The organism is Blautia sp. OF03-15BH, from assembly GCF_003463065.1.
In the GTDB taxonomy this organism is placed as follows: Bacteria; Bacillota; Clostridia; order Lachnospirales; family Lachnospiraceae; genus Limivivens.
In genome coordinates this window covers 287,414-312,926 of record NZ_QSCM01000002.1, presented here as the reverse complement: position 1 = coordinate 312,926, position 25,513 = coordinate 287,414, and the positions used below count along the sequence as shown (strand labels likewise).

Annotated in this window: 19 protein-coding genes; all 19 read left to right on the top strand. The window is 40.9% G+C overall.

The genetic code is table 11. The features are described from left to right. Positions 1 to 399: 399 nt before the first annotated feature. Positions 400 to 807 carry a hypothetical protein gene (locus DXA57_RS04270; protein WP_117764934.1) on the top strand — a complete coding sequence of 136 codons (408 nt, stop codon included), beginning with the start codon at positions 400 to 402 and terminating at the stop codon, positions 805 to 807. A gap of 45 nt (positions 808 to 852) precedes the next feature. Then, the gene (locus DXA57_RS04265; RefSeq protein WP_117764932.1) at positions 853 to 1,251 is read left to right on the top strand and encodes a hypothetical protein; all 399 of its coding nucleotides are present in this window, start codon (positions 853 to 855) and stop codon (positions 1,249 to 1,251) included. 88 nt (positions 1,252 to 1,339) lie between these two features. Continuing rightward, positions 1,340 to 1,747: a hypothetical protein gene (locus DXA57_RS04260; protein ID WP_117764930.1), complete on the top strand. Its 408-nt coding sequence runs from the start codon at positions 1,340 to 1,342 to the stop codon at positions 1,745 to 1,747. Between the two features lie 45 nt (positions 1,748 to 1,792). After that, the gene (locus DXA57_RS04255) at positions 1,793 to 2,104 is read left to right on the top strand and encodes a hypothetical protein (protein ID WP_117764928.1); all 312 of its coding nucleotides are present in this window, start codon (positions 1,793 to 1,795) and stop codon (positions 2,102 to 2,104) included. 150 nt (positions 2,105 to 2,254) lie between these two features. Next, complete coding sequence (locus tag DXA57_RS04250; protein ID WP_117764926.1) at positions 2,255 to 5,164, top strand: Ig-like domain-containing protein; 2,910 nt, start codon at positions 2,255 to 2,257, stop codon at positions 5,162 to 5,164. A 456-nt stretch (positions 5,165 to 5,620) separates the two neighbouring features. Continuing rightward, positions 5,621 to 6,007, top strand: coding sequence for a hypothetical protein (locus tag DXA57_RS04245; protein WP_117764924.1), 387 nt, complete (start codon positions 5,621 to 5,623; stop codon positions 6,005 to 6,007). Between the two features lie 656 nt (positions 6,008 to 6,663). After that, positions 6,664 to 7,182, top strand: a complete 519-nt coding sequence (locus DXA57_RS04235; RefSeq protein ID WP_117764920.1) for a hypothetical protein — start codon at positions 6,664 to 6,666, stop codon at positions 7,180 to 7,182. Between the two features lie 480 nt (positions 7,183 to 7,662). Continuing rightward, positions 7,663 to 8,088, top strand: coding sequence for a hypothetical protein (locus DXA57_RS04230; RefSeq protein WP_117764918.1), 426 nt, complete (start codon positions 7,663 to 7,665; stop codon positions 8,086 to 8,088). Positions 8,089 to 8,143: 55 nt separating this feature from the next. Next, positions 8,144 to 8,566, top strand: a complete 423-nt coding sequence (locus DXA57_RS04225; RefSeq protein ID WP_117764916.1) for a hypothetical protein — start codon at positions 8,144 to 8,146, stop codon at positions 8,564 to 8,566. Between the two features lie 165 nt (positions 8,567 to 8,731). Then, entirely contained in the window at positions 8,732 to 9,154 is a 423-nt protein-coding gene (locus DXA57_RS04220) for a hypothetical protein (RefSeq protein ID WP_117764914.1), read from the top strand. A gap of 52 nt (positions 9,155 to 9,206) precedes the next feature. After that, the gene (locus DXA57_RS04215; protein WP_117764912.1) at positions 9,207 to 9,527 is read left to right on the top strand and encodes a hypothetical protein; all 321 of its coding nucleotides are present in this window, start codon (positions 9,207 to 9,209) and stop codon (positions 9,525 to 9,527) included. A gap of 154 nt (positions 9,528 to 9,681) precedes the next feature. Continuing rightward, complete coding sequence (locus DXA57_RS04210) at positions 9,682 to 10,107, top strand: hypothetical protein (RefSeq protein WP_117764910.1); 426 nt, start codon at positions 9,682 to 9,684, stop codon at positions 10,105 to 10,107. A gap of 55 nt (positions 10,108 to 10,162) precedes the next feature. Further along, on the top strand, positions 10,163 to 10,579 hold the full coding sequence (locus DXA57_RS04205; protein WP_117764908.1) for a hypothetical protein: 417 nt from the start codon (positions 10,163 to 10,165) through the stop codon (positions 10,577 to 10,579). Between the two features lie 739 nt (positions 10,580 to 11,318). Next, the gene (locus DXA57_RS04200) at positions 11,319 to 17,588 is read left to right on the top strand and encodes a DUF5052 family protein (protein ID WP_147345653.1); all 6,270 of its coding nucleotides are present in this window, start codon (positions 11,319 to 11,321) and stop codon (positions 17,586 to 17,588) included. Between the two features lie 29 nt (positions 17,589 to 17,617). Then, the gene (locus DXA57_RS04195) at positions 17,618 to 18,238 is read left to right on the top strand and encodes a methylated-DNA--[protein]-cysteine S-methyltransferase (protein ID WP_117764904.1); all 621 of its coding nucleotides are present in this window, start codon (positions 17,618 to 17,620) and stop codon (positions 18,236 to 18,238) included. 193 nt (positions 18,239 to 18,431) lie between these two features. After that, complete coding sequence (gene mutS / locus DXA57_RS04190; RefSeq protein ID WP_330423190.1) at positions 18,432 to 21,092, top strand: DNA mismatch repair protein MutS; 2,661 nt, start codon at positions 18,432 to 18,434, stop codon at positions 21,090 to 21,092. Continuing rightward, complete coding sequence (gene mutL / locus DXA57_RS04185) at positions 21,089 to 23,212, top strand: DNA mismatch repair endonuclease MutL (RefSeq protein WP_117764902.1); 2,124 nt, start codon at positions 21,089 to 21,091, stop codon at positions 23,210 to 23,212. Before mutS ends, mutL begins: the two co-directional genes overlap by 4 nt. 13 nt (positions 23,213 to 23,225) lie before the next feature. Next, positions 23,226 to 24,194, top strand: a complete 969-nt coding sequence (gene miaA / locus DXA57_RS04180) for a tRNA (adenosine(37)-N6)-dimethylallyltransferase MiaA (protein ID WP_117764900.1) — start codon at positions 23,226 to 23,228, stop codon at positions 24,192 to 24,194. A 16-nt stretch (positions 24,195 to 24,210) separates the two neighbouring features. Then, positions 24,211 to 25,500 carry a methionine gamma-lyase family protein gene (locus tag DXA57_RS04175; protein WP_117764898.1) on the top strand — a complete coding sequence of 430 codons (1,290 nt, stop codon included), beginning with the start codon at positions 24,211 to 24,213 and terminating at the stop codon, positions 25,498 to 25,500. Positions 25,501 to 25,513 lie beyond the last annotated feature (13 nt).

Below are 25,513 nucleotides of genomic sequence, written 5' to 3'. Positions count from 1 at the left end.
TGAAGCGGAATGGCGCTCCGTTCCTCTGGAACGGATGCGCAGTTCTTGCGTAATATGCAATGTCAGTGTGCATAATAGTGATAGTAGGTGTTTATTTGTTTTTTTTCGTTAAGTTTCTATTTGATTTTGTGTTAGAAATTGCAGAAGATTATAAAATACAAGATATTCACAAGAAGATAGATGAGCAAGGTTTAGACAAAACAGTTATCGAGTTGTACACTGGGTATGATTCCATTGATGATATCGAAGATTATGTAGATTTACCGAGAGAAGAGATCATAAAGATTTTAAGAACTAATAATAAATTATAGAATTTCAGCCTCCCTTTAACCGGGGAGGCTTTTTGCTTCTTTACAGTTTAGGCAGTAATAGTTATTCTTAGTCCTGAGGTGATTAGGAATGAGAAAAGAAATTAGCAAGGAAATTGGAAAACTTGGTCGTAAATTTATATTTACGATAAAATTTGTGTCTTATCAAGAATGGAAAAAGCGTGTGATCTCATTATTTAGTGAAGTACACGATAAAGAAACATTAGCAAGAATCTTAAGAAGCAGAAAGAAGGTTGCTGAGAAGAATTCTAAATTAGTCGACACTATTTTTATTGGAGGAGCATTTGGAACTGCTATAAATGATAATTTGTATTTATTTATGAGTATTGGTATTCTACAAATACTTATAGTAGCAGCATGTGCGATTGTATATGTCTCAACGGCAATGCGCATAACTGGGATATTTAGTAAAGATATATGTTTCTATGATGAATGTTTAGCAATTCTTGACAGTTTATGTCAGAGTAATACCAAGTAGAAGATAATTACCATTCATAATAAAATAAAAATGGATGGTGATTAAATGACTGTTTTTGCATTTATTTTTGTTGGTATGTTTCTTGTGCTCAGCTGGATGTTATTTTTAATATTTGGCTTGTCGTTTGCTGTAAGAGTTATGCTGCTCACAGATGCAGTTTTAGTGCTGTTGCTATTTCGGCTACCATTTATGTTTAAAATTGAGGAATATCCTGTAGCAACAATCGGTACATACTTGTATATTATTGTGGCAACAATAGCGCCAGTTATAATTCACAATCATATTGATAGGCATACTATTTTTATAATTGCAATAATCGAGATCTTACTTATTGCGGTATTACTTACAGTAAATTATAAGGATTTTGATAAAGAGATTCCAGAACGAGTGTATGTAGAGACAGACGAGCAACACACCACAGTAGAAAGCTCAGATTGGGTTTAGTCATTTCAGCCTCCCTTTAAACGGGGAGGCTTTTTGTTTCTTGACAGTTTAGCTAACAGCAGTTATTCTTAATCTGAGGTGATTAAGAATGGAAAAATTTACTCATGCTAAATTAGATAAGCTCAAAATAAAATTTACGAGAATAAAGAATTTATCAGATTATCAGAATTGGAAATATAACACATTAGAATTACTCAATTCGGTAGACGATAAGGAATCAATGATAGAGTTTTTACAATATCAAAAAAGACGTATTGAGATTAAATTAAAATTCATATATAGATGGTATATAGACGGTGTAGTCATACTATTAGTGACATTTTTATTAGGAGATTTTCTAGACAAACTTGAAGAAATTAGTAAATATGCAGTAATAATTATTGTGATTGTGTTTGCTATTACAGTGATTGCAAGTACCGTAGCCACTATTTACAATGAGCGAAAATTATTGTTTTATAAGAAATGTTTAAAAATTTTACAGGGTACTACCGAATAATAAAAAAATGCCATCTATAAAAACTAAAAAAGGATGGCGATGGAAATGTTAGAATGTGTAATTGTGTTGATATGGCTTATGGCACCTTTGTACTTTATAATTTTCGATGATTCGATTATAAAAAACACTATTCTGCTTATTATTATGATTGTATTAACTGCGATAATTCTTATAGCATCAAATAACGCTGAAGAGAGCAAAATACAAGCTATTCATCAGAAGATAGATGAACAGGGTTTAGACAAAACCGTTATCGAGTTATACACTGGGTATGATTCCATTGATGATATTGAAGATTATGTAGATCTACCGAGAGAAGAGATCATAAAGATTTTAAGAACTAATAATAAATTATAAAATTTCAGCCTCCCTTTAACCGGGGAGGCTTTTTGCTTTTAGGTTTAGCAGAATTCAACCTTCCAAAATGCACACCAATATGCTACAATAACCGTGAGTTGATTATTGAGTTGTTTATAACGAAGTATCAAATCTAAAGGAGAGTCGAGTATGAAAAAATACAGAAAGGTCATAGCATTATTATTAGCTTTAGCAACTGTCTCAGATACAGTCCCGGTTATAACCAGTCCGGTAACCGTGGAAGCTGCTTCAGCTATCAAACTGAACAAGACTAAATTAGCAATGGGTTTAGGTGACATCTACACTTTGAAATTAGCAGGGGCAAAGAATCCGATCTGGAAGTCCAGTAACGGTAAGATTGCTGTTGTTAAGAATGGAAAGGTGATTGCAAAGAAGACTGGTAAAGCTACAATCTCAGCTACCTACAAAGGAAAGAGTTATAAGTGTACTGTTCTGGTAAAATCCCCGAAGATCAGCAGTGCAAAGTTCTCCATGACAGTAGGTACAAAGAAACAGGTAAGAGTACTTAATACGATCAACAGAGTTGCCTGGTTTACTTCCAACAAGTCCGTTGCAGTAGTTGACAAGAAAGGTTTAGTCACAGCAAGAAAAGCAGGTAAAGTAAAGATCACCGGAAAGCTGCATGGAAAGAGGTACACATCAGTAATTACAGTTAAGAAGAGTTTAGCAAAGCCAGTAACCCTGAGTAAGAAATCAGCCAAGGTTTTAATCGGAAGCTCTTTACAGTTAAAATTAAATAATGCAGCAAGTAGTAAGGTGGTCTGGAAGACTTCCAACAAGTCCATCGCAACGGTAAGTAAAGGAAAGGTAGTTCCGAAGAAGTCTGGTAAGGTTACAATCACAGCGGTATACAATAAGAGGTCCTACAAGTGTACAGTAGTGATCCCGCAGCCGTCAATTATCTCTAGTGATGGCTTTACCATAACCACCGGAAAGAGTTTAGCCCTGAAAGTAACCAACACCAAAGGGAAAGTAACCTGGAAGAGTTCTGATCCTTCCGTTGCCACGATTAACAGTTTAGGTAAGGTCACCGCAAAGAAGACTGGTAAAACTACCATTTCCGCAGTGGTTGGGAGATGCACGATTAAGAAGAATATTGAGGTAGTAGGCAAGGGGGATTACACAAGTGAGACCATTAGCGTCATCCCGGGAGAGACTCTTGATATTGCAGAAGGTACTGTAACAGACTACACAAAGGGTTTAGTTTCCATCAACGGAAGAACTGTAAAGATGCTGAAACCTGGTACTGCAAGAGTCACGGTAAAGGGCAAGAGTGGGATTGTATACGGTTATGAGTTTATAATCAAGAAGTCTTATTTGAATCAGACAGAACTTCAATTAGGTGTTGGCTTCTCTGATCTTCTTGACCTTTTAGATAATTATCTGCCAGTAACCTGGTCAAGTTCGAATCCTGCAATCGTTACAGTAAATGAAGATGGTTTTGTTACAGGAAAAAAGAAAGGTACAGCGGTTATCACAGGCTTAGCAGGCGGCGTAGAATACGAGTGTAAAGTGACTGTTTTAGGTAACGGCAGCAATGGTTCTGGAAATAACAGCAATAACGGAAGTAATACAGGAAATAATGGGAATGGATCCAATGGATCTACAGGAAACACAGGTTCCACCACCAATAAGCCTGGCAGCGAAAACAATGGCAACACCACAAACAAGCCTGGCACAGGAAATACTGGTTCAAACGGTTCCACCGGCACCACTACCAACAAACCCAGCACAGTAACACCTGACTCTGAAGCAGAAATCAAGAGATATGATTGGAACAAAGCAACAAATACGACCTGCAATGTGCTTGGTAGCTTAGTGCATAATAATAAGATGCAGATCATTATTGACAATGTTCCTGGACCAATCCAGTTTAGCGTAGATCCAGATAGCACGGATCTTATTTCTATTGATAAAAATGGTGTTATTACAACCAAAGCAGACACAACAAAAGCAAATGGTAAGAATTTAACTGGACCTGCATATATCACCGCAACATGTGGTGAAGATTATGCTGTATTTGTAGTTAATGTCGAGCCAATTAGTTTTACAGTTCCGAACAAAAAGACTTATAAATTTATTTACAATGCAGCTGATGGGGGATCAATTGGATTAGCATCATATGATATTCCGCAGGAAGCAAAGAAGGATGTATTTAACTATTACTTTGGAAATAACACCAATGCTGTAAAGTCTAGTTATGAAGTACTATACGGTGAAAAATCTAGATACCTGGATTTTGGTAGTTATGCTGTGGAAGGAGATCCGCTTAGCTATAGAACAGAAGTATATGAATCTTCTGTAAGAATGGATGCTGTATTTGGATGGCTTAAGAACAAACCGGATTATGTCAAGGTGAGAGAAGTAGCGAGATGGATGAGCAGCCATATTACTTATGGAGATTACACATCGGATGGAACATTCCTTGGAATGAAAACTGGTATCTGTGGAGATACTTCTCGTTTCTTTACAGTTATTATGTGGTATCTTGGAGTGAAGTGCAAGTATATTGATGTATTTGAACTCAATCATTCTTGGAATATGGTTCAGCTTGATTGGTGCTGGTATGGTGTTGATGTAACTGCAGATGAAGATGGCTGGGATGATCGTTATGAAACTAGCGTACTATACGGAGCAGCTACTAGTGATACAAATAATTTCCATGGAAAAGAGTATAACTACCTCCTGAATAGTGGTTACTTTAGCACGCACCCATACGGAACAAAATACTTATATGGATGTAAGGTGATTGCTTATAATTCTACAGATGAATTAAGAGCAGATTGTATCAACAAGTCAAGCAAGCTTTGGCAGGAATTTAATGAGAATGGTGGAGTCGCAGTGAATGTTCCTGGTGACATGGACAGTTACACTTATTCATTACTTCCTGGAGAAAAAGGTGGATCTGGTTATCAGAATCCTTTAGCAGATGTAGCAAATGCGAATGATAAATCAAGAAGTACATACACATGCTATTCAAAGAGTGTTCGCTCAAAGGATACCACACCTCTTCCGGCACTTTCAAATTATCTCAATTAAAACAGCAGGGCAGTGATCAGGTTTAGATCACTGCCCTTTCACATTTCAGGTTTAGGAAGACTGTAAAAACTTTAATGAGTTAAATTGAAGATAATAGTAAAATAATCAGTAATTAAGGGTTACACTAGAAAAGTTATGGTAGTTGATTCTGTGTAGAATTTGTCTCATACAAAATACGAGTAAAGCTAGATGCAAAACTAATTCACTGGTCATAACGAAACCAGCAACTTTGATAGGTAAACTTTTTCTCTCATTGTGTAACCCTTCTTCCTTTAAATTTGGAAGTTTAACATACCTTCCATAATGAGGCATGCCAACTACCATAACTTTATCATAGCACATAGCTGTTGTGATTCCAATTACTGATCCAGCCCTGTAGTTTAGTCAACTACAGGGCTTTTTGTTTCTTGACAGTTTAGGCAAACACTTTTATACTAATTTTATGGAAGTGTTAGCATGACGGATGAAGAATTTTATGAGCTCTATAAGGATTTTCTAAAAGTAAATAAAAAAGCTTTAAAATCATCTGAAGGATATACTGCATGGGAAGAAAAGGCTACTTCTATGCTTAATTCAGTATGCAACAAAGATGGTCTGATTTCATGGCTCAGGTTTAGATCAAGAAGAGCAGAAACTATTGGCAATGTTGCATGGACGCCGGTTATTGCAGCTACTATAGCCGTAATAGTTACAAGATTATCAGAAGATGATATGTCACTGCTAAGAATAGCAATAGTGGCTTTATTAGCAATTATACCAATAGCATTTTGTGTTAACATGGTGCTACATGAGATATCGTATGCGAGATTTTGTGATGAGTGTATTCACTTAATGGAAAAATAGAACAGTACATCATTTGACTATAATATATAATTAAACAAAAATTGGAGGTAGTCAAATGAGATGGCTTGTATTTTCTATTATACATGTGTTTTTATTTTCGTTCTCATTAGGAATGGAAGATAGGGATGATCTGTCCATAAGCGCAGAAAATGTATTCACAATACTGCTTGGTTACTCAGTGGTAGTATTGTCTATCATAATATGCTATTGCATGAATTATATTGTTATGATATACTGTGCATTTTCGATTGCAATAGTGTTTTTATTAATGAGACGATCAGTGAAATTAGCTGTAATTGTAGAACTCAGCATTACAATTGTGATGCTGATATTGTGTTAATGAGTAGGCCTCCCTTTAAATGGGGAGGCTTTTTGTTTCTTGACAGCTTAGCCAGCAGCTGATAGCCTTGGTCATGAGGTGATTAAGAATGGAAAAAGAAATTAGTAAAGAAATTGGAAAACTTGGTCGTGAATAATAATAGCTATAGTTTGTATATTTGGCATTGTTGCGATAGCAGTTCATATCACTGGAATATTTAGTAAAAACATATGTTTCTATGATGAATGTCTGACTATTATAGGGTATTTAGATAAGTGCAATACCAAATGATATAAAGGCACCATTCATAACAAATAAAAAGAGGAATGGTGATTTTATGCTGGTTCGTGAATATGTTTTTATTGTTATCTTTCTTGTAATAGTTGTACAATTGATGCTAATAGGAACTATGATTCCTATTATAGACATGCTTGTTATTCCAGGTATGTTATGGTTATCTTGTGTAGGTTTGTCGTTATCAGATCTTACAGTAAATCCTGAAGTAGCCAGTGTCACTACGGCTATTACAGTATACTGCTATGCAATAATAATTATTATGGTGGCTGTAAAGAGTTTATCTGAGGAGCATTTTTTTACCATACTTTTATCAGCCGAAATAGCAGCAACAGTGATCCTCCTTTTAGTGACGTACCCACATTTCGATGAGCAATACTCAATTGATGATAGTGCGCCTGTTACTACAGTACATTCTGAAGATAAAGCAATTACTAAGCTCAATGAAGATAATGCGAAGCAGATTGAAACTGAAATTATAAAAGAGACAGAAATAGAAACATTATCAGATAATTCAATAGAGATTTTATACAAGAATGGAAAATCAATAAAAGAAATTTAAAAACTTCTGGAGTTAAAAGTAGAAGATGTAGTTACAGTGTTAGTCGAGAAAGATTTACTGTAACTTCTCACAGCCCTGTAGTTTAGCCAACTACGGGGCTTTTTTAATTTCCACCTATAACGGGAAGTTTTAGCTACTCTCATTTAAAACAACAGTGCAGCGATCTAAATCTGATCGCTGCCCTTCGATGTTAATAACTATTTATGACTAATGATTTCTCAAAATCCATTTGCTCATTTTGTAAAATCAGGAGTACCTACAATAATCAAATAGACTAATGCAGGAACTTTGATATTAAAACCTTTAAATAAGAGAGCAAAAAGTTCGATAAGAATAAGATTGTGAAAACAATCAAATCGTATTTGGTTTAGCACACAGCAGGGCAGCGATCAGGTTTAGATCACTGCCCTTAAAAATTTAATGTTATCTTGACAAATTATGTGTGATACGTTATTCTTAATCATGAGGTGATTAAGAATAATGAGTTGTGAGTTTGATGAAGATTTATGTAAAATCATGGAAGAACACAAAGAGTTGTATGATAATTTCTGCACACCCAAATATAGGAATTGGAAGAAGAACGTTATTCAGTTAGGGGAAAAGTATGGGATAGAAGAAGTATGCTGGTTTCTTGAGAGAGAAAAGGATGTTGATATTATTGGAAATAATAAAATAACATTTATTTTAGATAAATTCACTAAATTAATGTTGCCGATAATTATAACATTTTTAACAAGTTCACTTATAACTGGAAATAATGATGACAAAAAGAGGGATATAGAAATTGCAATTGTGCTTATTTTTGTCGCTCTTGTAATTATCATCGTGATGAATATACATTTTAATAAAAATTATACTATTAGAGAAAAATTTTATGATGATTGCCTAGATATTTTACGCAATTGAGCATTAAACATTTAAATCACCATTTATATAAAATAAAAAAGGAATGGTGATTCAAATGGATGTTATTAGTATAAGTGTTTTTTGTTTTGCAATGCTTGCAATTTTATGTGCAGTGGTTGGATGTGTTTCTGTGATACTGCGCACGACTGATCCATGGTCAGGCGTGGATTCATTTATTATAGTCGCATGGTCGATAATTATCATAATAAATGTATCGATTATGCTTTCTGTGGTAGTATGGGAACAATGCTCCATTTATTTTGCAGTGGTGATTGCATATTTTATCGTTATGACAATATTTAATATTGCAATGAGATGTATGCGGTCGCGTAAGAGATCTATTGTTGCGGTAATAGTCAACGTGATTGCAATCTTATTATTCATAGGAGCAATACATACTCATTTTGAAGATAAAGCAAATATTGAGTTTCATGAAGATAATGTGAAGCAAATTGAAATTAAAATTACAACCCGATAGCAGTCAGGTTTAGCATTTAAGCCCTGTAGTCCAAGTGACTATGGGGCTTTTTTCATTTCTACCTATAACGGGAGGTTTAGTGCCCAAGCTAATACAATTTAACATTAATTACTAAGTTGACAAATTTTGTATGATCTATTATTCTTAATTCTGAGGTGATTAAGGATGGGAATACAAGATAAATTAAATGATGCGGAATTTAAATGTCTGCGAAGGGCATATAAAAAATTAAATAAAGACTCTATAACTTGTATAACAAAATATCGAAATTGGAGAGATAGTGTAGAAAAATTTTTTGGTAAAATAGATGACACTGAAATGTTGATTGAATGGTTGCAGTATCATAAAAATAAAGCAAATTCTTCAAGTGAATTTATAGACAATTTACTTATAAATAGTGTTGCTGCAACAGTTATAGTATATCTTATAAATAGCGGAATAGAAAAATTTATAGATTTTGGAATTATACAGATAATTTGGATAGCTTTTGTCACAGTATTTATAATTTCTTTTATTAGCACCTGGTTTAAATTGGATGTAAGATTCTATGAAGAGTGTTTAGATATAATAAATTCCAATAAAAACTAAATGTGTAATTATACACACTCATAAAGAAATAAAAAAAACGAGGTGTGTAATCATGATTCTGTTGCTAGTAATAATTATTGCTGTACTTTGTTCAATAGCACTATACTGTCTGGATGATATCGTGAAACAAGCGCTACTTATCATAGCTTGCATTGTTCTAGCTGTAATAATGTGTAAGTACGACGACAAACAATCAACCAAAAAGACAGAAAAAGAAATAGAGACAGAAGTAGAAACTGTATCCAACGAGTCAAAAGATGATTCGATAGAGATTTTATACAAGAATGGAAAATCAATAAAAGAAATTTCAAAACTTTTGGATTTAAAAGTAGAAGATGTAGTTACAGTGTTAGTCGAGAAAGATTTACTGTAACTTCTCACAGCCCTGTAGTTTAGTCAACTGCAGGGCTTTTTTCATTTCTACCTATAACGGGAAGTTTAGTGCCTAAGCTAATACAATTTAACATTAATTATTAAGTTGACAAATTTTGTATGATATATTATTCTTAATTACGAGGTGGTTAAGAATGATACATTCAAAATTTAATAAGGATTTCAAAAAAGTCATAAAAGAATACGAAGAATTGTATAAGGATTTTAGTTCTCAAAAATATGATTGTTGGAAGCGTAGTGTAAGCCGATTGAAAGAAGACTATGGGGAAGACGTATACTGGTTTGTTGAGCGGGAGAAGGATATTGATATTATTGGAAATAATAAAATAGCTTTTGTTTCAGATAAATTCACTAAAATAATATTACCAATAATTATAACTTTTTTGACAAGTTCCATTGTAGCACAAATAGGAGCATTAAAAAATATATGCATAATAGCTGCAATTACGCTTACTTTTGTTGCGCTTGTGATTACTATTATAACAAATGTATATTTTAATAAAAATTATGCTATCAAAGAAAAATTTTATGACGATTGCCTAGATATTTTACGCAATTAAACATTAAGCACTTAAATCACCATTCATATAAAATAAAAAAGGAATGGTGATTTAAATGGATGCTATTAGTGTTTTTGGTTTTGCAATGCTTGCGATTTTATGTGCAGTGGTTGGATGTGTTTCTGTGATACTATGTACATTTGACCCGTGGTCAGGTATGGAATCATTCACCATAACCGTATGGACGTCTATTATCATAATAAATGTAATTCTTATGTCTTTGATAATACTGGGTGGGCAATGTTCCATTTATTTTGCAATAGTAATGGTGTATTTTATCGTTATGGCAATACTTAATGTTGCAATGAGACATATGTGGTCGCATAATAGATTTATTGTTGCAATAGTAGTCAATTTGATTGCGACGTTATTATTCATAGGAGTAATACATACTCATTTTGAAGATAAAGCGAATATTAATCTTCATGAAGATAATGTGAAGCAAATAGAAATTAAAATTACAACCAGATAACATTTCAGGTATAGCAATCCAGCCCTGTAGTTTAGTCAACTGCAGGGCTTTTTTCATTTCTACCTATAACGGGAAGTTTAGACAAGCCGATAGAAGATGTAATAGAAATTTTAAATAACCATCACAGTAACGAAGTAATCTCTGTTTTCAAGATAACAGAGCAATTCATACTTAAACCAAAATAGTAAAAATAAGCTTTGATAATCAATTAGTAAATGAAAAGAGGATGCAGCTTGACTCGACTGCATCCTCTTGTGATGTTAGAAGCTTATTATTTGGAGAAACCTAAGTTTTCCAAGCATTGCAGCTACCATAATAGTTACAATTAAAATAATTATAAAATTAAAGCACCTACTAACGACTTTAACAAGTCATTCATAACATCACCTCCTTTATTATTTTGTATTACTGGATTTTAAAGGTTCCAGTACTCATGGAGCATGGTAATAAAGGAGTTCATTTGTCAACGCAGTCTATCATCAATTACTGATTTCAAGCCCTGTAGTTTAGCCAACTACAGGGCTTTTTTCATTTCTACCTATAACGGTAAGACTTATCCTTAAAATAACAAAACCTATAAAGAATCAGGTAAAAGGGACTGTAGCGAAAGCAGTCCCTTTTACCTTAAGAATAGTAGTAGCAATACACCTTCCATGGTTTAGCTGTGGTCTCATTTCAGTAAAAGGAAAGGAGTGATGTCACATGAAAAAGACTAACAGAAAAAAGGAGGGATTGTGTTATGGATAAAATAAAAAGGGCGTCGATCTTACACAAACGTTTACTACCAATTATCACCATAGCTATTTTTGCAATCATACTATTCTTAAATCACAGAGCAACAGCTGATTCTTATCAATTCACATTCAACGGATGGACACAGACATTCCAGAACAGTGGAAGTGAAATAACAACCAAGTGGGATCCAAATACCGGAAGGTATTATTACATGACTTTCGGTCGCACGGCAGCTGCATCCATCAAGTATCGTACACAATGGGTCACGATAACACCCACAACAGTGGAAAAATGGTCTTTCCCATACGAGAACAGTGACTACTGGACATCTGCTGTACATGAACAGGATGTTCCGGATTATAATGGTTACACCTACACATTGCTGTCAATTAAGAAAGAGACTTTAGACAGTATTCTCAGAGCTCGTGGAAGTGATTCTTTGGAAGAATTGGCTGCTAAAAGTTCTGATGGCATAGCAACGGTATACTTACAGTCCAGTCACATTTTCTTGAATGGAAATACGCCAATAGATACCAACGGTACGCAGGGATTTTATAACTATGGTATGTCCTGGGCGAAAGCAAATGCTTTAGGATTTGCACCGGGTAATTATTTTACCGGTTATAATGTCCCGGTTAGACTTGAAGTGCCTAAGAGAGTAGACCTTCACTTACAGTCTTACACATCTGAAGCAGGCAGCAGCACCTACAAGAGGATTGATCAGGCGGGGTTTAGCGAAGTTTCCAAAATAAGTTCTGTAGGAAAGACAATGAACTTTGCCATTAACACTGGTATTACTGCAAACGCTATTACTTCCGGAGATAACAACACGGAAACTGTAAGTATCCCACAGTCCTACACGAAGGGAACAACGAAGTACTATTTATGGAAGGTTTTAGTCCAGGCTACCTCCAGCAAGAAATACCCGAAGACGGTAAAAGGCGATAGAGGTTGGAATAATAAGATGGGTACAGTTACCTACGACAATATCTCCAACTATGCAGCTACCAATGGAAGTACCATCTACCATGATGCCCTGCAGACAGCAAGAGGAAATTCTGTACCGACTAATAATGGAAGCAAACAGGGAAGTATTGTGGTAAGAGCTATCTACACTTCGGTGAAGAGAAGTCTAACTGTAGAGTTTTATGAGGCAAAGAAGAATAACGGGAAGTACACCCTCCCAACAAGTGCCTCTGCTGTTTACGAGGATTCTTTAGTCTTCAATTTAGGTGACAAATTAAAAGTAAACTTTGCCACGTCCAAAAAGAAAGACAGAAAGGCAAACAAGTTCTCAGCATCAACAAGTTACAAGAAACAGTTCATCTACAAGGCAGTACTGGTAGATGGACAGAAAGCAGAGAAGATTGTATGGCCAAAAGCCATCAGTGAAACGGATGAGTTATACAGAGCATCCGGTTACACGGCTGATTACAAGACAGATGCAATCAATCTTCGGAAGAATGTTTCCTATAACGATGTGACAAATGGCAACTACACCTTAAAACTGTACTATGTGCCGTGTGATAAAGCACTTGTTTCGGTGAACTTCCGATACCTGGATCATAACGGCAATGAGGTTCATAACGACAGCCTTGTCACCAATCTGACTCCTGTACCGGCAAAAATCGGAGACACCTGGAAGTTCAGCTCCGTAGGACAGGCAACTTACAGTAAGAGTGGTTATTATTACTATAGTTATGATGCTACTTACTACGCAAAGAATGGTTTAGCCACTACAAAGACACCAGATTCGGAGAAGGCGGGCGTAGAACCGTCAGAAGGAACACTTGGAACGCTGAGTTCTAAGTTTAGCAGCCTGAAGAAGAGTAAGACTTATGGTGTTTACGGGGATATCGATGTCACGATCACTTACAAGGCAATGAAGCCGACCACGCAGTGTACCTATCAGGTGATCAAGCACTATTTAGACGAATCTGGTAACCAGATTCATGAGGAAGCGCAGACACCGATCCAGAAGAATACCGGTGCCAAGTTTAAGACTGTTGCCCCTGCAAGTTCTGAGTACAGCGGACAGAATTATTCCTTTGTCAAGGGTAATTGTAGTGGAGCTTTGAATATTGGCACTACAACAAATATCAGTGCACTGAATAATCAGCCGATCACACTGACCCAGAACACCGTCATGCATCTATACTACCAGAAGAAGACTTTCTACACGGTGACGGCACATTGGATGAGCTGGAAAACTTCTGATGGTAATGAAGTTAAATTATTGAATTCTGAAGTGATTGACACAATTGAGATAGGAAAGCCGTTCAAATTATCAAAATACACAGCTTACTATTATGCTACACTTCCTACAGCTGATAAGAAGCATCAGCCATCAGATGGTATTTACCGAACAATCCGACAGTTGAACTACACATCTGATCATAGAAATATTGAAGGTATTGCAGTTGGCACGGATGGTATGCAGGATGCAAGGCATAATCGATACACAATGACTGAAAATGTGGATCTGTACTTCCGTTACATTCCACAGGTTCCTGTTAACATTGAGTATTATGATGACAGTACCAATACAACGATCTATCGTAGTGTGCTTTATGCTTCTAAGAATGAAGGTACCACCTGTAAGATCAGTGATTACAACCAGCTTGATGATGCCCATACTGAGGCTGAATGTAATACAAAGATCAAGAATGTGACAACTTACGTTCCAAAAGGAAGTAACATCAAATACCTTTACACAGGATACGCAGAATTTAAACAATTTGCTGCAGGCAACTTTGGCAAGACAGAAATCAGTTTAGCCAATATCCTTAAGAAGCAGATTACGCTTCCTACAAAGGCAAGCCTGAAGAGACCGACAATTATACTGCATTACACACCAATGGTAAATCTGCATGTGAAATACATGGAGTTCATTGATGGAATCAATGACAGAGAGATTGTTTCGGAGAATTACTTTCCGAACGCCTTTGGCTATAACAAAGCAATCGTTTTAGGCAGCCACAGCAGTTGGGCAAATGTATACTACTCAAGTGTTAAGGGCAGTGATGGCTATACTTACAATTTTGATTCAAGATACCAGATAAAAATTGACTTTAAGGGTGATAGCGGTGCTGATGATTATGCCAGTACGATAGCGGCGCTTAAAGAAAAGAGTATCACAGCACTGAAGCAGGATGTTACTGTAATGATTTATTACACAGCACCAATTCCGCAGAAAGCAAAACTTTGTGTACAGCGTTACAGCACAGACGGAAGAGCTATCTCAGATGTAAAGCTTGTTAAATGGTACAACAAAGGCGATACTGCTTACTTGAGTGCTCTTCAGAATGCAAAAGATCCAGACGCCAGTGGTTCCACTAACTGGATCACAAATAATCCGACAGAAGCCGGATTCACAAAGTACGAATACGCAAATAGGATCGGAATAGTGACTAATGGTGTTGAGACACCTGTAAGCAATCTCAGTTTAGGCAACATTCCGCCGCAGTACGTCACGATGAATACCAACAAAGTGATCAGACTTTACTATAAGCCGAATTACACGCTGACGATCAATTACTACAGAAGTGGAAGCAGCTATTCCCTTATGGCATCTAAGATCTACAGCATGGGATTTGCTGGAAGCAGTTTCTATCTTAGCAGTCTAGGCAGCAGTTTCCTTCCAGAAACCATCAATTCTGTCTACTCCTATACTGGAAAATACAGATGGGATGGCGCTGATGGAACTGGCAGCATGAACCAGGTAAAGAATCTTGGTGAATCGAACCTTAGCAGAGATCATGTTTTGGATCTTTACTATGAAGAAATGCCGGCAACATACGTTACGATCTATGTAGTTGACGATTCTAACAGCATTAAGAAAACGATTCTAACCTCCACGGATTCCATACAGCAGCAACAGCAGAAACAGACCATCGGTCAGCTGTTTGCAGACAACCCTTTAGGCAACGAGCTTATCAGCAATGTGAATCCGGACCTGAGCGACTATGGTGTTGAGAAAATCCGGTACACAGGTAAATACAAGCTTGTGAAAAGGACAGTAGGATCTTCCTACGACTCACTTGTGATCCCATCAGATCCTGTTGCAGGAGGTTTAGACACCGTAAGAAGCGAGAAGGTTTACAGCACCGACTCCAGCTACGATCTATACCTTTACTACAAGAAACAGGCAGATGTGCAGGTGATCTACGTCAATGCTGAGACAGGTGAGATCGTTGGTGCACCGCCAGAAACAAAGATGCAGGTTGACATTGGAAGCACCGTACATATCAACCGTGCTTTTGTCACGAACTCATACTTCATGACTGGTTTTTCCGGAGGAAAGACGGAAGGTTACCTGGTTGGTTACGAAAATAATAAGAATGGATCCTACGACGCCGGATCCGCTCCAGACAAATTTACACCAGTGACCGACAGGCAGCAAGTAATTGACTCAGGCGTTTTGGATCAGACAATCACCGGCGACTACTACGTCTACCTCTACTACCAGGTTCCCTACAAGATCACGATCCATTACTTCTACAATGGAGAAGAGCGGACTGACATGGGCAAGATCCTCGATATGACGCCTGTCAAGAACTACAGAGTTCCACAGGAGCATGTCTACAGCAGTTTAGGCAACGGCAAGCTGGTAGCGTGGGACATGGCGGGTGCCAAGGACGTTGACAGAAAGCTGATCAGCTCCGTGCAGGACTTCCTGAATGACGGGGACGCTGTTATCCCGAATGCAAACCAGGACACCGACCTGAATCTGTACTACCGGTACCTGGAAGCACCGACCCCTGAGCCTGTGGACCAGTCCATGGACACCACGAAAGACTCAGATATCATGGACGATGCAGGAAATCTGGACTTCAACAGTTCAGGAGAGATCTACGATGACGCATCCGACGATGCCGTTGACGGATACTCCAAGGCAAAGACCTATGATGTGGCACGGGCAGACAGTGGTATTGCAGGCGGGGACAAAGCAGAAAGTGCAGTCACTACGCTGAAATACGGCTATGCAATTAAATACAACACTTACACAGCCAGCAGGACCTTTACGATCCGGATCGTGGACGAGATCGGAGAAGAGATTGGTGAGTACTCGATAGACAGAAGCTATCTGATGAATAAGCTGGATTACTTCACGATCCTGAAAGCCAAGAACTACCAGTACCATAACGGGTCACTGGATGTAACCAATAACACGGTAAGCGGAGATTACGCAAGCCATCTCCAGGATGTACCGGCTACCTTTATCAACAATGCAAACTTTAAAGATGCACCACGTTTAGGCACCGTAGCAGTTAACAGCCAGTTTGGCGGCACAACTGTATGCGAGGTTAAGTACGGAGAGACAAAGCAGGATGAGCGTAATCCGATGACCAATCAGACGATTGACGTAGTCCCGACTATCACAATCTCACTTGACACACGCAAGAACCCGCAGATGGACCTCGACACTGCAACAGAAGGTTTAGTCTCCGACTATGCGGTAGGAACTGACACGCTGGAATTCACTAACCCATTCAACGCAGCAAAAGAGGTAATTCTGGACAGCAACGGCAACAGCAATGCAGTAATGCTGTCAGCAGAAGCTGGCGGCCAGCTATTGACCGTTTATATGCCAGTTGTTATAATCAGATATAAGATCGTGATCTATGAGGAGGAAAGGCAAATGCAAAAGAAAAAGAGAAAAATACGGATGATCCTGTTGCCAGCAGTCCTGTTGTTTCTGCTGACAGGCTGTGCAAAGTTTGGCTCCATCATCAATGATATCCATGGTTCCCTGATAGGAAATAATTATACGGTGTACACCTATGATAATTACGGAAATCAGACTCTGAAAACTTCCGGGAAGAAGATCAGTATTACCGGTAATAAGATCGAGACGACCAGTTATGGCAGTGATGGAAGGGCAGTGACCGGATATGATCTGTCATCCGTTATTACCATTACCATTGATGGGAAAGAAATCGAGAGCTGTGGAGATACCTGTGTTTTTGTACAGAAGGGGCTGCAGCCGGAAGTGGATTTTTCTCTGGATGAGATCAGCAGCAACGGCGGAAATGGCATCACGGACAATGCGGCACTGGCAAAGGTATTAAACCGGTATAAAAATGATTTTGGAAAGTCTAGGGTAGTTGTCATCAAATCTCAGCTCGGACAGCCGATCGCTGCTTTTTCCGGAGATGATGTATACTGGGAGATCCCGGACGATCTGCCAAAGATGACAAAGCTGATGGTGGATGGAAAAGCTTTATATATACACAGAGCGAACTATCAGATCATTGACAAAAATCTGCTGTAAATTTTACATTTATAACCGGGGAGAAATTTATGATTACACGAGAAGAAGTACTGAAGTTTGGTTTATCCTTTCAGAATACTTATGAGGAAAAACCCTTCCATGATCAGAACTGGCAGCTGGTAAGGGTAAAAGGAAGCAGAAAAGCTTTTCTCTGGATCTATGACCGCAACGGGTATGTAAATCTGAATGTCAAGGCAGATCCGGAGTGGCGTGATTTCTGGCGGAGTGCCTATGAAGCTGTAACAGCAGGATATCATCAGAATAAAGAACACTGGAATACGCTTATCCTGGATGGAAGCATACCGGATAAAGACATCAAAAGAATGATAGCCGAAAGCTATGATCTGGTAACGGACAGTCCGACGAAGAGAATATATGAGGCGGTCAAAAAGATTCCAAAAGGACGTGTTGCAACTTATGGAAAGGTTGCAGAGATGGCAGGAAATCCAAGAATGTCAAGAGCCGTGGGAAATGCGCTTCATAAGAATCCGGATCCCGATCATATTCCATGTTACCGGGTAGTAAATTCCAAAGGAGAACTGGCAGGCGCATTTGCCTTTGGAGGAGAAGAGGTACAGAGAAAACTGCTGGAAGCGGATGGGATCGAAGTGGTCAACGGAAAAGTGGATCTGAAAAAATATGGATTATAAATGCAGTCCTTCGGGGCTGCTTTTTCTATGAGAAACGGTATCCAACACCAACCGGAACCTTTTTTGCCGGAATTCTTGCAAGTTTGCATGTTTCATGATAAAATTGCATCTGTGTTTCTGGGTCCTGAGGTCAGTGGACCGGAAAAGTGAAGAAAATGAAGTGAAAAAGACAGAAGAGAATTTAGGAGCATATATGAAAAGTAAAGAAATGACACCTATGATGAAGGAGTATGTGAAGACAAAGGAACAGTACAAAGACTGTATCCTTTTTTATCGTCTGGGTGACTTTTACGAGATGTTTTTTGAGGATGCAAAGTTGGTATCTAAGGAACTGGAACTGACGCTGACGGGAAAAGACTGCGGACTGGATGAGCGTGCACCCATGTGCGGCATTCCTTATCATGCCGTAGACGGATATCTCAACCGTCTGGTGAGCAACGGACATAAGGTCGCTATCTGCGAGCAGGTAGAAGATCCGAAGCTTGCCAAAGGCCTGGTGAAAAGAGAAGTGATCCGGATCGTGACGCCAGGCACCAATATGAATGCACAGGCGCTGGATGAATCAAAAAACAACTATATCATGTGCATTGTCTGCACGGCCGATAAATACGGGATTTCCATTGCAGACATCAGTACAGGCGATTATCTGGTGACAGAGGTGGAAAATCAGAGAAAGCTTCTGGATGAGATCACAAAATTCACCCCGACGGAGATCATCTGCAACCAGTCCTTTCTGGTGAGCGGTGTGGATACAGAGGATCTGAAACAGCGGTTCGGAACCAGCATTTATGGTCTGGAAGACTGGTATTTTGATGACGATCTCTGCAAACGGACGCTGAAAGAACAGTTTCAGACCGATTCGCTGGAAGGTCTCGGGCTGAAGGACTATAACTGTGGTGTCATTGCAGCAGGAGCGATCCTGCAGTATTTTAAAGAGACACAGAAGACCTCCCTTTCTAATTTTACCCGGCTGACCCCCTATGTGACCGGAAAATATATGGTTCTGGACAGTTCGACCAGACGCAACCTGGAGCTGACAGAGACCATGCGGGAAAAGAACAAACGCGGCAGTCTTCTATGGGTGCTGGATAAGACCAAGACAGCGATGGGTGCCCGGCTTCTTCGGAATTATCTGGAACAGCCGCTGATCGAACTCGAGGAGATCGAAAAACGGCAGGAAGCCATACAGGAGCTGAATGAAAATGTGATCTCCCGGGAGGAGATCAGGGAATATCTGAATCCGGTCTACGATATGGAACGTCTCAGCAGCCGGATCAGCTATCAGTCAGCCAACCCCAGAGATCTGATCTCCTTTAAATCTTCTCTTTCCATGATCCCGCCGATCAAGTATCTGCTGGACAGCTTTCAGTCACCGCTGATGAGAGAGCTTCATGACAGTCTGGATGAGCTGGAGGATGTATGCAGTCTCATTGACCGGGCGATCATGGACGATCCGCCTCTTGTCATCAAGGACGGAGGGATCATCAAAGAAGGATACAATGAAGAGATCGACCGTCTGCGCAAGGCCAAAACAGAGGGAAAACAGTGGCTTTCCGAGCTGGAAACGAGAGAACGGGAAAAAACAGGGATCAAAAACCTGCGGATCAAATACAACAAAGTCTTCGGCTATTATCTGGAGGTCACGAATTCCTATAAAGATATGGTGCCGGATTATTATACAAGAAAACAGACACTTACCAATGCGGAGCGCTATATCACACCGGAGCTGAAAGAACTGGAGGATGTGATCCTGGGTGCAGAGGACAAGCTGTTCTCCATGGAGTACAACCTTTTTACAGATGTGAGAGAACGGATATCCAAAGAGGTCCTGAGGATCCAGACGACAGCCCGTGCGCTTGCCGCCATTGATGTGTTTACTTCACTGGCTTTTGTGGCAGAAAAAAATGATTTTGTCCGGCCAAAAATGAACAGCAAAGGGATCATCGACATCAAGAACGGCCGTCATCCGGTGGTGGAAAAGATGATGCAGAACGATATGTTCATTGCCAATGATACGTATCTGGATAACGGAAATCACCGGGTTTCCATTATCACCGGCCCGAACATGGCAGGAAAATCCACGTATATGCGTCAGACAGCCCTGATTGTTCTTCTGGCCCAGGTGGGAAGCTTTGTCCCGGCAGATTCCGCAAAAATTGGTATCTGTGACCGGATCTTTACCCGCGTGGGTGCTTCCGATGATCTGGCAAGCGGCCAGAGTACCTTTATGGTGGAAATGACGGAGGTTGCCAACATCCTGAGAAATGCCACCTCCAACAGCCTGCTGATCCTGGATGAGATCGGGCGGGGAACCAGTACCTTTGACGGTCTTTCCATTGCCTGGGCTGTGGTGGAACATATCAGCAATTCCAGGCTTCTGGGAGCGAAGACACTCTTTGCCACGCATTACCATGAGCTTACGGAGCTGGAAGGAAAGCTGGCTGGCGTGAACAATTACTGTATTGCTGTCAAAGAAAAGGGCGATGACATTGTATTTTTACGAAAGATTGTCAAAGGCGGTGCAGACAAGAGTTATGGTATCCAGGTGGCAAAGCTTGCCGGAGTTCCGGATTCCGTTATCGAGCGGGCAAAAGAGCTGGTAGACGAGCTGAGCAATGCGGATATCACGGCAACGGTCCGGGAGATCCAGGCGGTTGGCAGTAAAAACAAGCCGAAGGTGAAGAAATACGATCAAGTGGATCTGGAGCAGATCTCCCTTTTTGATACCGTCAGTGATGAAGATATTTTAAAAGAACTGGATGAGATCGATGTGAGCACGCTTACGCCGATCGATGCACTAAATACCATTTACCGGCTGCAGAACCGGCTTAGAAACAGGTGGGGTAATTCATGAAAACGATTTCTGTACTGGACAAAAACACCATTGATAAGATCGCAGCAGGAGAAGTGATCGAGCGGCCGTCTTCGATCGTAAAGGAGCTGGTGGAAAATGCCATCGATGCAGGTTCCAATGCGGTGACCGTAGAGATCAAGGATGGCGGGACCACCCTTGTGCGGATTACAGACAACGGAGAAGGCATTGCACCTACAGAGGTAAAAAAAGCGTTCATGCGTCATGCGACCAGCAAGATCATGAAAGCGGAGGATCTTTTCGGTGTCACCTCTCTTGGTTTTCGGGGAGAGGCACTTTCCAGTATTGCGGCTGTCTGCCAGGTGGAGCTGATCACCAAGACAGCGGGGGAACTCACCGGTGTCCGTTATGTCATTGAAGGCGGAGAAGAGAAGACACCGGAGCCGGAAGAAGTCGGCGCACCGGAGGGCACCACCTTTAAGGTGCGGAATGTGTTCTATAATACACCGGTCCGGCGGAAATTCCTGAAAAGTCCGCAGACGGAAGCCGGTTACATCAATGACCTGATGGAACGGCTGGCTCTTTCGCATCCGGAGGTTTCGTTCAAATTTATCAATAATAATCAGAACAGGCTGCATACCTCCGGAAACGCAAATCTGAAGGACATCATTTATGGGATCTACGGAAGAGAGATCACGGCAAACCTGCTGGAGGTCCATGGAGAGGCAGCTTTTGGAACGCTGACCGGTTATATCGGGAAACCAATCATTTCCAGAGGAAACCGGAATTATGAAAACTATTTTATCAATGGCAGATATATCCGGAGTTCGATCATCTCCAAAGCCATTGAAGATGCCTATAAAAATTTTATGATGCAGCACAAATATCCGTTCACCGTCCTGCATTTCCAGCTGGACGGGGAGCTTCTGGATGTCAATGTCCATCCCACAAAGATGGAACTTCGTTTCTCAGATCAGGAGGGTATGTACCGGCTGGTATATGAAACTGTGAGAAACGCACTGACCGGGCGGGAAATGATCCCGGATGTCCGCGTCGGAAAAGAAGCTGCGGCAAAGCAGGAAATGCCTAAGAAAGAGAGCTTTCCGGAACCGTTTGAGGTGAAGAGAAGAGAAGCCATGAAGAAGGAAACTCCTTCTTCTTCGCCGTCCATGCTCCGGGAACGTTCCGGTTATTCTTCCTTAAGGGAGGAAGGCGGTTTTGCAAAATCTCTTTATGAGGTCCCGGAGAAGCTTCTCAAGCCAGCAGAGCGGAAGGTGGACGAACAGGCAGAGATGAAAAAGTGGGCAGCAGAAGGCAAAAATCCTGCTCTGAAGCTTCAGACAAAGCCTGTTTCTGCAGTTTCCACTGCACCGGCATCATCTTTGGAAGCAGCGCCTCCTGTGGCAGCGACATCTTCCAAAGAAACAGAAGCAGTTCCTGCGCCAACGGCATCCTCCACAGAAACAGAAACGATGCCGGCAGAAGCACCTGCATCTAAGGCCGCGGAAGATTCTGCATCGAGATCAGCAGAACCTCCAAAACAAATGGACTTCTTTGAGGAAAAACTGCTTTCCAAAGAGCATATCAAAGAACACCGGATCATAGGTCAGCTCTTTGATACTTACTGGCTGGTGGAATTCCATGAGAAACTCTATATCATCGATCAGCACGCCGCTCATGAGAAGGTACTTTTTGAGCGGACGATGAAGAGTCTGAAGGACAAAGAATATACGGCGCAGCAGATCTCGCCGCCGCTGATCGTCAGTCTCTCCATGAAGGAACAGGAACTTCTGAATAAATACAGTAAGAATTTTGAAGCCATTGGTTTTGAGATCGAGCCCTTCGGCGGCGATGAATTTTCTATCCGGGCAGTTCCGGGCAATCTTTTTGGCCTTGCGGAAAAGGAAGTATTTCTGGAGATGCTGGACAGTCTGGATAAGGATACGGGACGGGTCAGTGAAGATATGATCAATGAAAAGATCGCCTCCATGTCCTGCAAAGCGGCCGTAAAAGGAAATCACCGGATGTCGGAAAAAGAGGCCGAGGCACTCATCGATGAACTTCTGACACTGGAAAATCCCTATAACTGCCCGCACGGCCGGCCTACCATCATTGCGATGAGCAAATATGAGCTGGAGAAAAAATTCAAGAGGATCGTCTGAGGAGGAAGGAAGAATGAAAAAACCACTGGTCATACTTACCGGGCCCACGGCAGTGGGAAAAACAGCACTTTCCATCCATCTTGCAAAAGCCATTGGAGGCGAGATCATTTCCGCAGATTCCATGCAGGTATACCGCGGAATGGACATCGGTTCGGCAAAGATCCGGACAGAGGAGATGGACGGAGTCCCGCATCATCTGATCGATGTCCTGGATCCGGAAGAGGAATTTCACGTTGTCCGTTTTCAGAAGATGGTGAAAGAGGCCATGGAGCGCATTTATCGGAACGGTCATATCCCGATCCTTACCGGCGGAACCGGATTTTATATTCAGGCAATCCTTTATGACATTGATTTCACGGAAAACGGGGAAGACACCTCTTACCGGGAAAGCCTGGAAGCTCTGGCAGAAGAAAAGGGAGCTGAACACCTGCATGAGATGTTGAAAAACGTGGATCCTGTTTCGGCAGAAGAGATCCATGCCAACAATGTGAAGCGGGTGATCCGTGCCCTGGAATATTTTCAGCAGACCGGAGAACCGATCTCCATCCATAATCAGCGGGAGCGTGAAAAAGAAGCAGCCTACAACAGTGCCTATTTTGTCCTGAATGCGCCAAGACCTCTCCTTTATGAGCGGATCGACCGGCGGGTGGACGAAATGCTGGAAAACGGCCTGGTGGAGGAAGTGAAAAGGCTTCGGGAACGGGGCTGTACAAGAGAGCTTGTTTCCATGCAGGGCCTTGGTTATAAGGAAATCCTGGCCTGGCTGGATGGAGAGACCAGCTATGAAGAAGCGGTGGAAATCCTGAAAAGGGATACCCGTCATTTTGCCAAGAGACAGATCACCTGGTTCAAGCGGGAACGGGATGTGATCTGGATCAACAAAGATGCTTTTGCCTATGATGAAAAGAAAATCCTGGAGGCGATGCTCCTGGAATTAAAAAACAGAAAAATCTTTCCGGAAGAAAGACCGGAATGCATATAGAAAGAGAGAGAATGCTATGATAACAACAGAATCCATGTATCAGGAGATCGGTATCCGTCCGGAGGTCCTGAGCTTTGGCAGTAAAATAGAAACAGCTCTGAAGGAGCGTTTTGACCGCATCGATGAGACGGCAGAATACAATCAGCTCAAGGTGATCCATGCCATGCAGAAAAACCGTGTCTGCGCGGAATGTTTCAATCAGTCCAGCGGTTATGGCTATAATGATCTTGGAAGAGAAACGCTGGAAGCCGTTTACGCTTCCGTTTTCCATACAGAGAGCGCATTGGTCCGCCCGCAGATCACCTGTGGAACGCATGCCCTTGCCCTGGCTCTTTCCAGTAATTTAAGACCGGGAGACGAGCTCCTTTCGATTTCCGGCAAACCCTATGATACGCTGGAGGAAGTCATCGGTATCCGTCCGTCTATGGGATCCTTGAAGGAATATGGTGTCAGCTACCGTCAGGTGGATTTAAAAGAGGATGGTTCCTTTGATTTTGAGAAGATCCGTGAGGCCATCAAACCAAACACCCGTCTCATTGCGATCCAGCGTTCCAAAGGTTATCAGACTCGTCCGACACTTTCCGTAGACAAGATCGGCGAAGCGATTGCTTTTGTGAAAGGCATCCGAAAGGATCTCATCGTGATGGTGGACAACTGCTACGGTGAATTTGTGGAACGCATCGAACCTTCCGATGTGGGAGCAGATATGACCGTGGGTTCTCTGATCAAGAATCCGGGAGGCGGTCTGGCTCCTGTGGGAGGCTATATTGTCGGAACGGAGCACTGTATTGAAAATGCCGCTTACCGTCTGACATCTCCCGGACTTGGAAAGGAGGTCGGAGCGACACTTGGGGTCAATCAGGCTTTCTATCAGGGACTGTTTCTTGCACCGACCGTAACTGCAAGTGCGCTGAAGGGTGCTATTTTTGCTGCAAATATCTATGAATCTCTTGGTTTTCCGGTGGTTCCGAACGGAAGCGAAAGCCGTCACGATATCATCCAGGCAGTGACGTTTGGCAAGCCGGAAGGCGTGATCGCATTCTGCGAAGGCATTCAGGCTGCTGCTCCCGTGGACAGCTACGTTACACCGGAACCCTGGGCGATGCCCGGATATGACAGTGATGTGATCATGGCGGCTGGTGCTTTTGTGCAGGGTTCTTCCATTGAACTGTCTGCAGACGGTCCGATCAAACCGCCTTATGCCGTTTATTTCCAGGGAGGGCTGACCTATCCGCATGCAAAGCTTGGAATTCTCATGTCTCTGGAAAAACTGGTGGAGGCCGGTATGGTAACACTTCCGGAATAAGAAAAACAGGAGG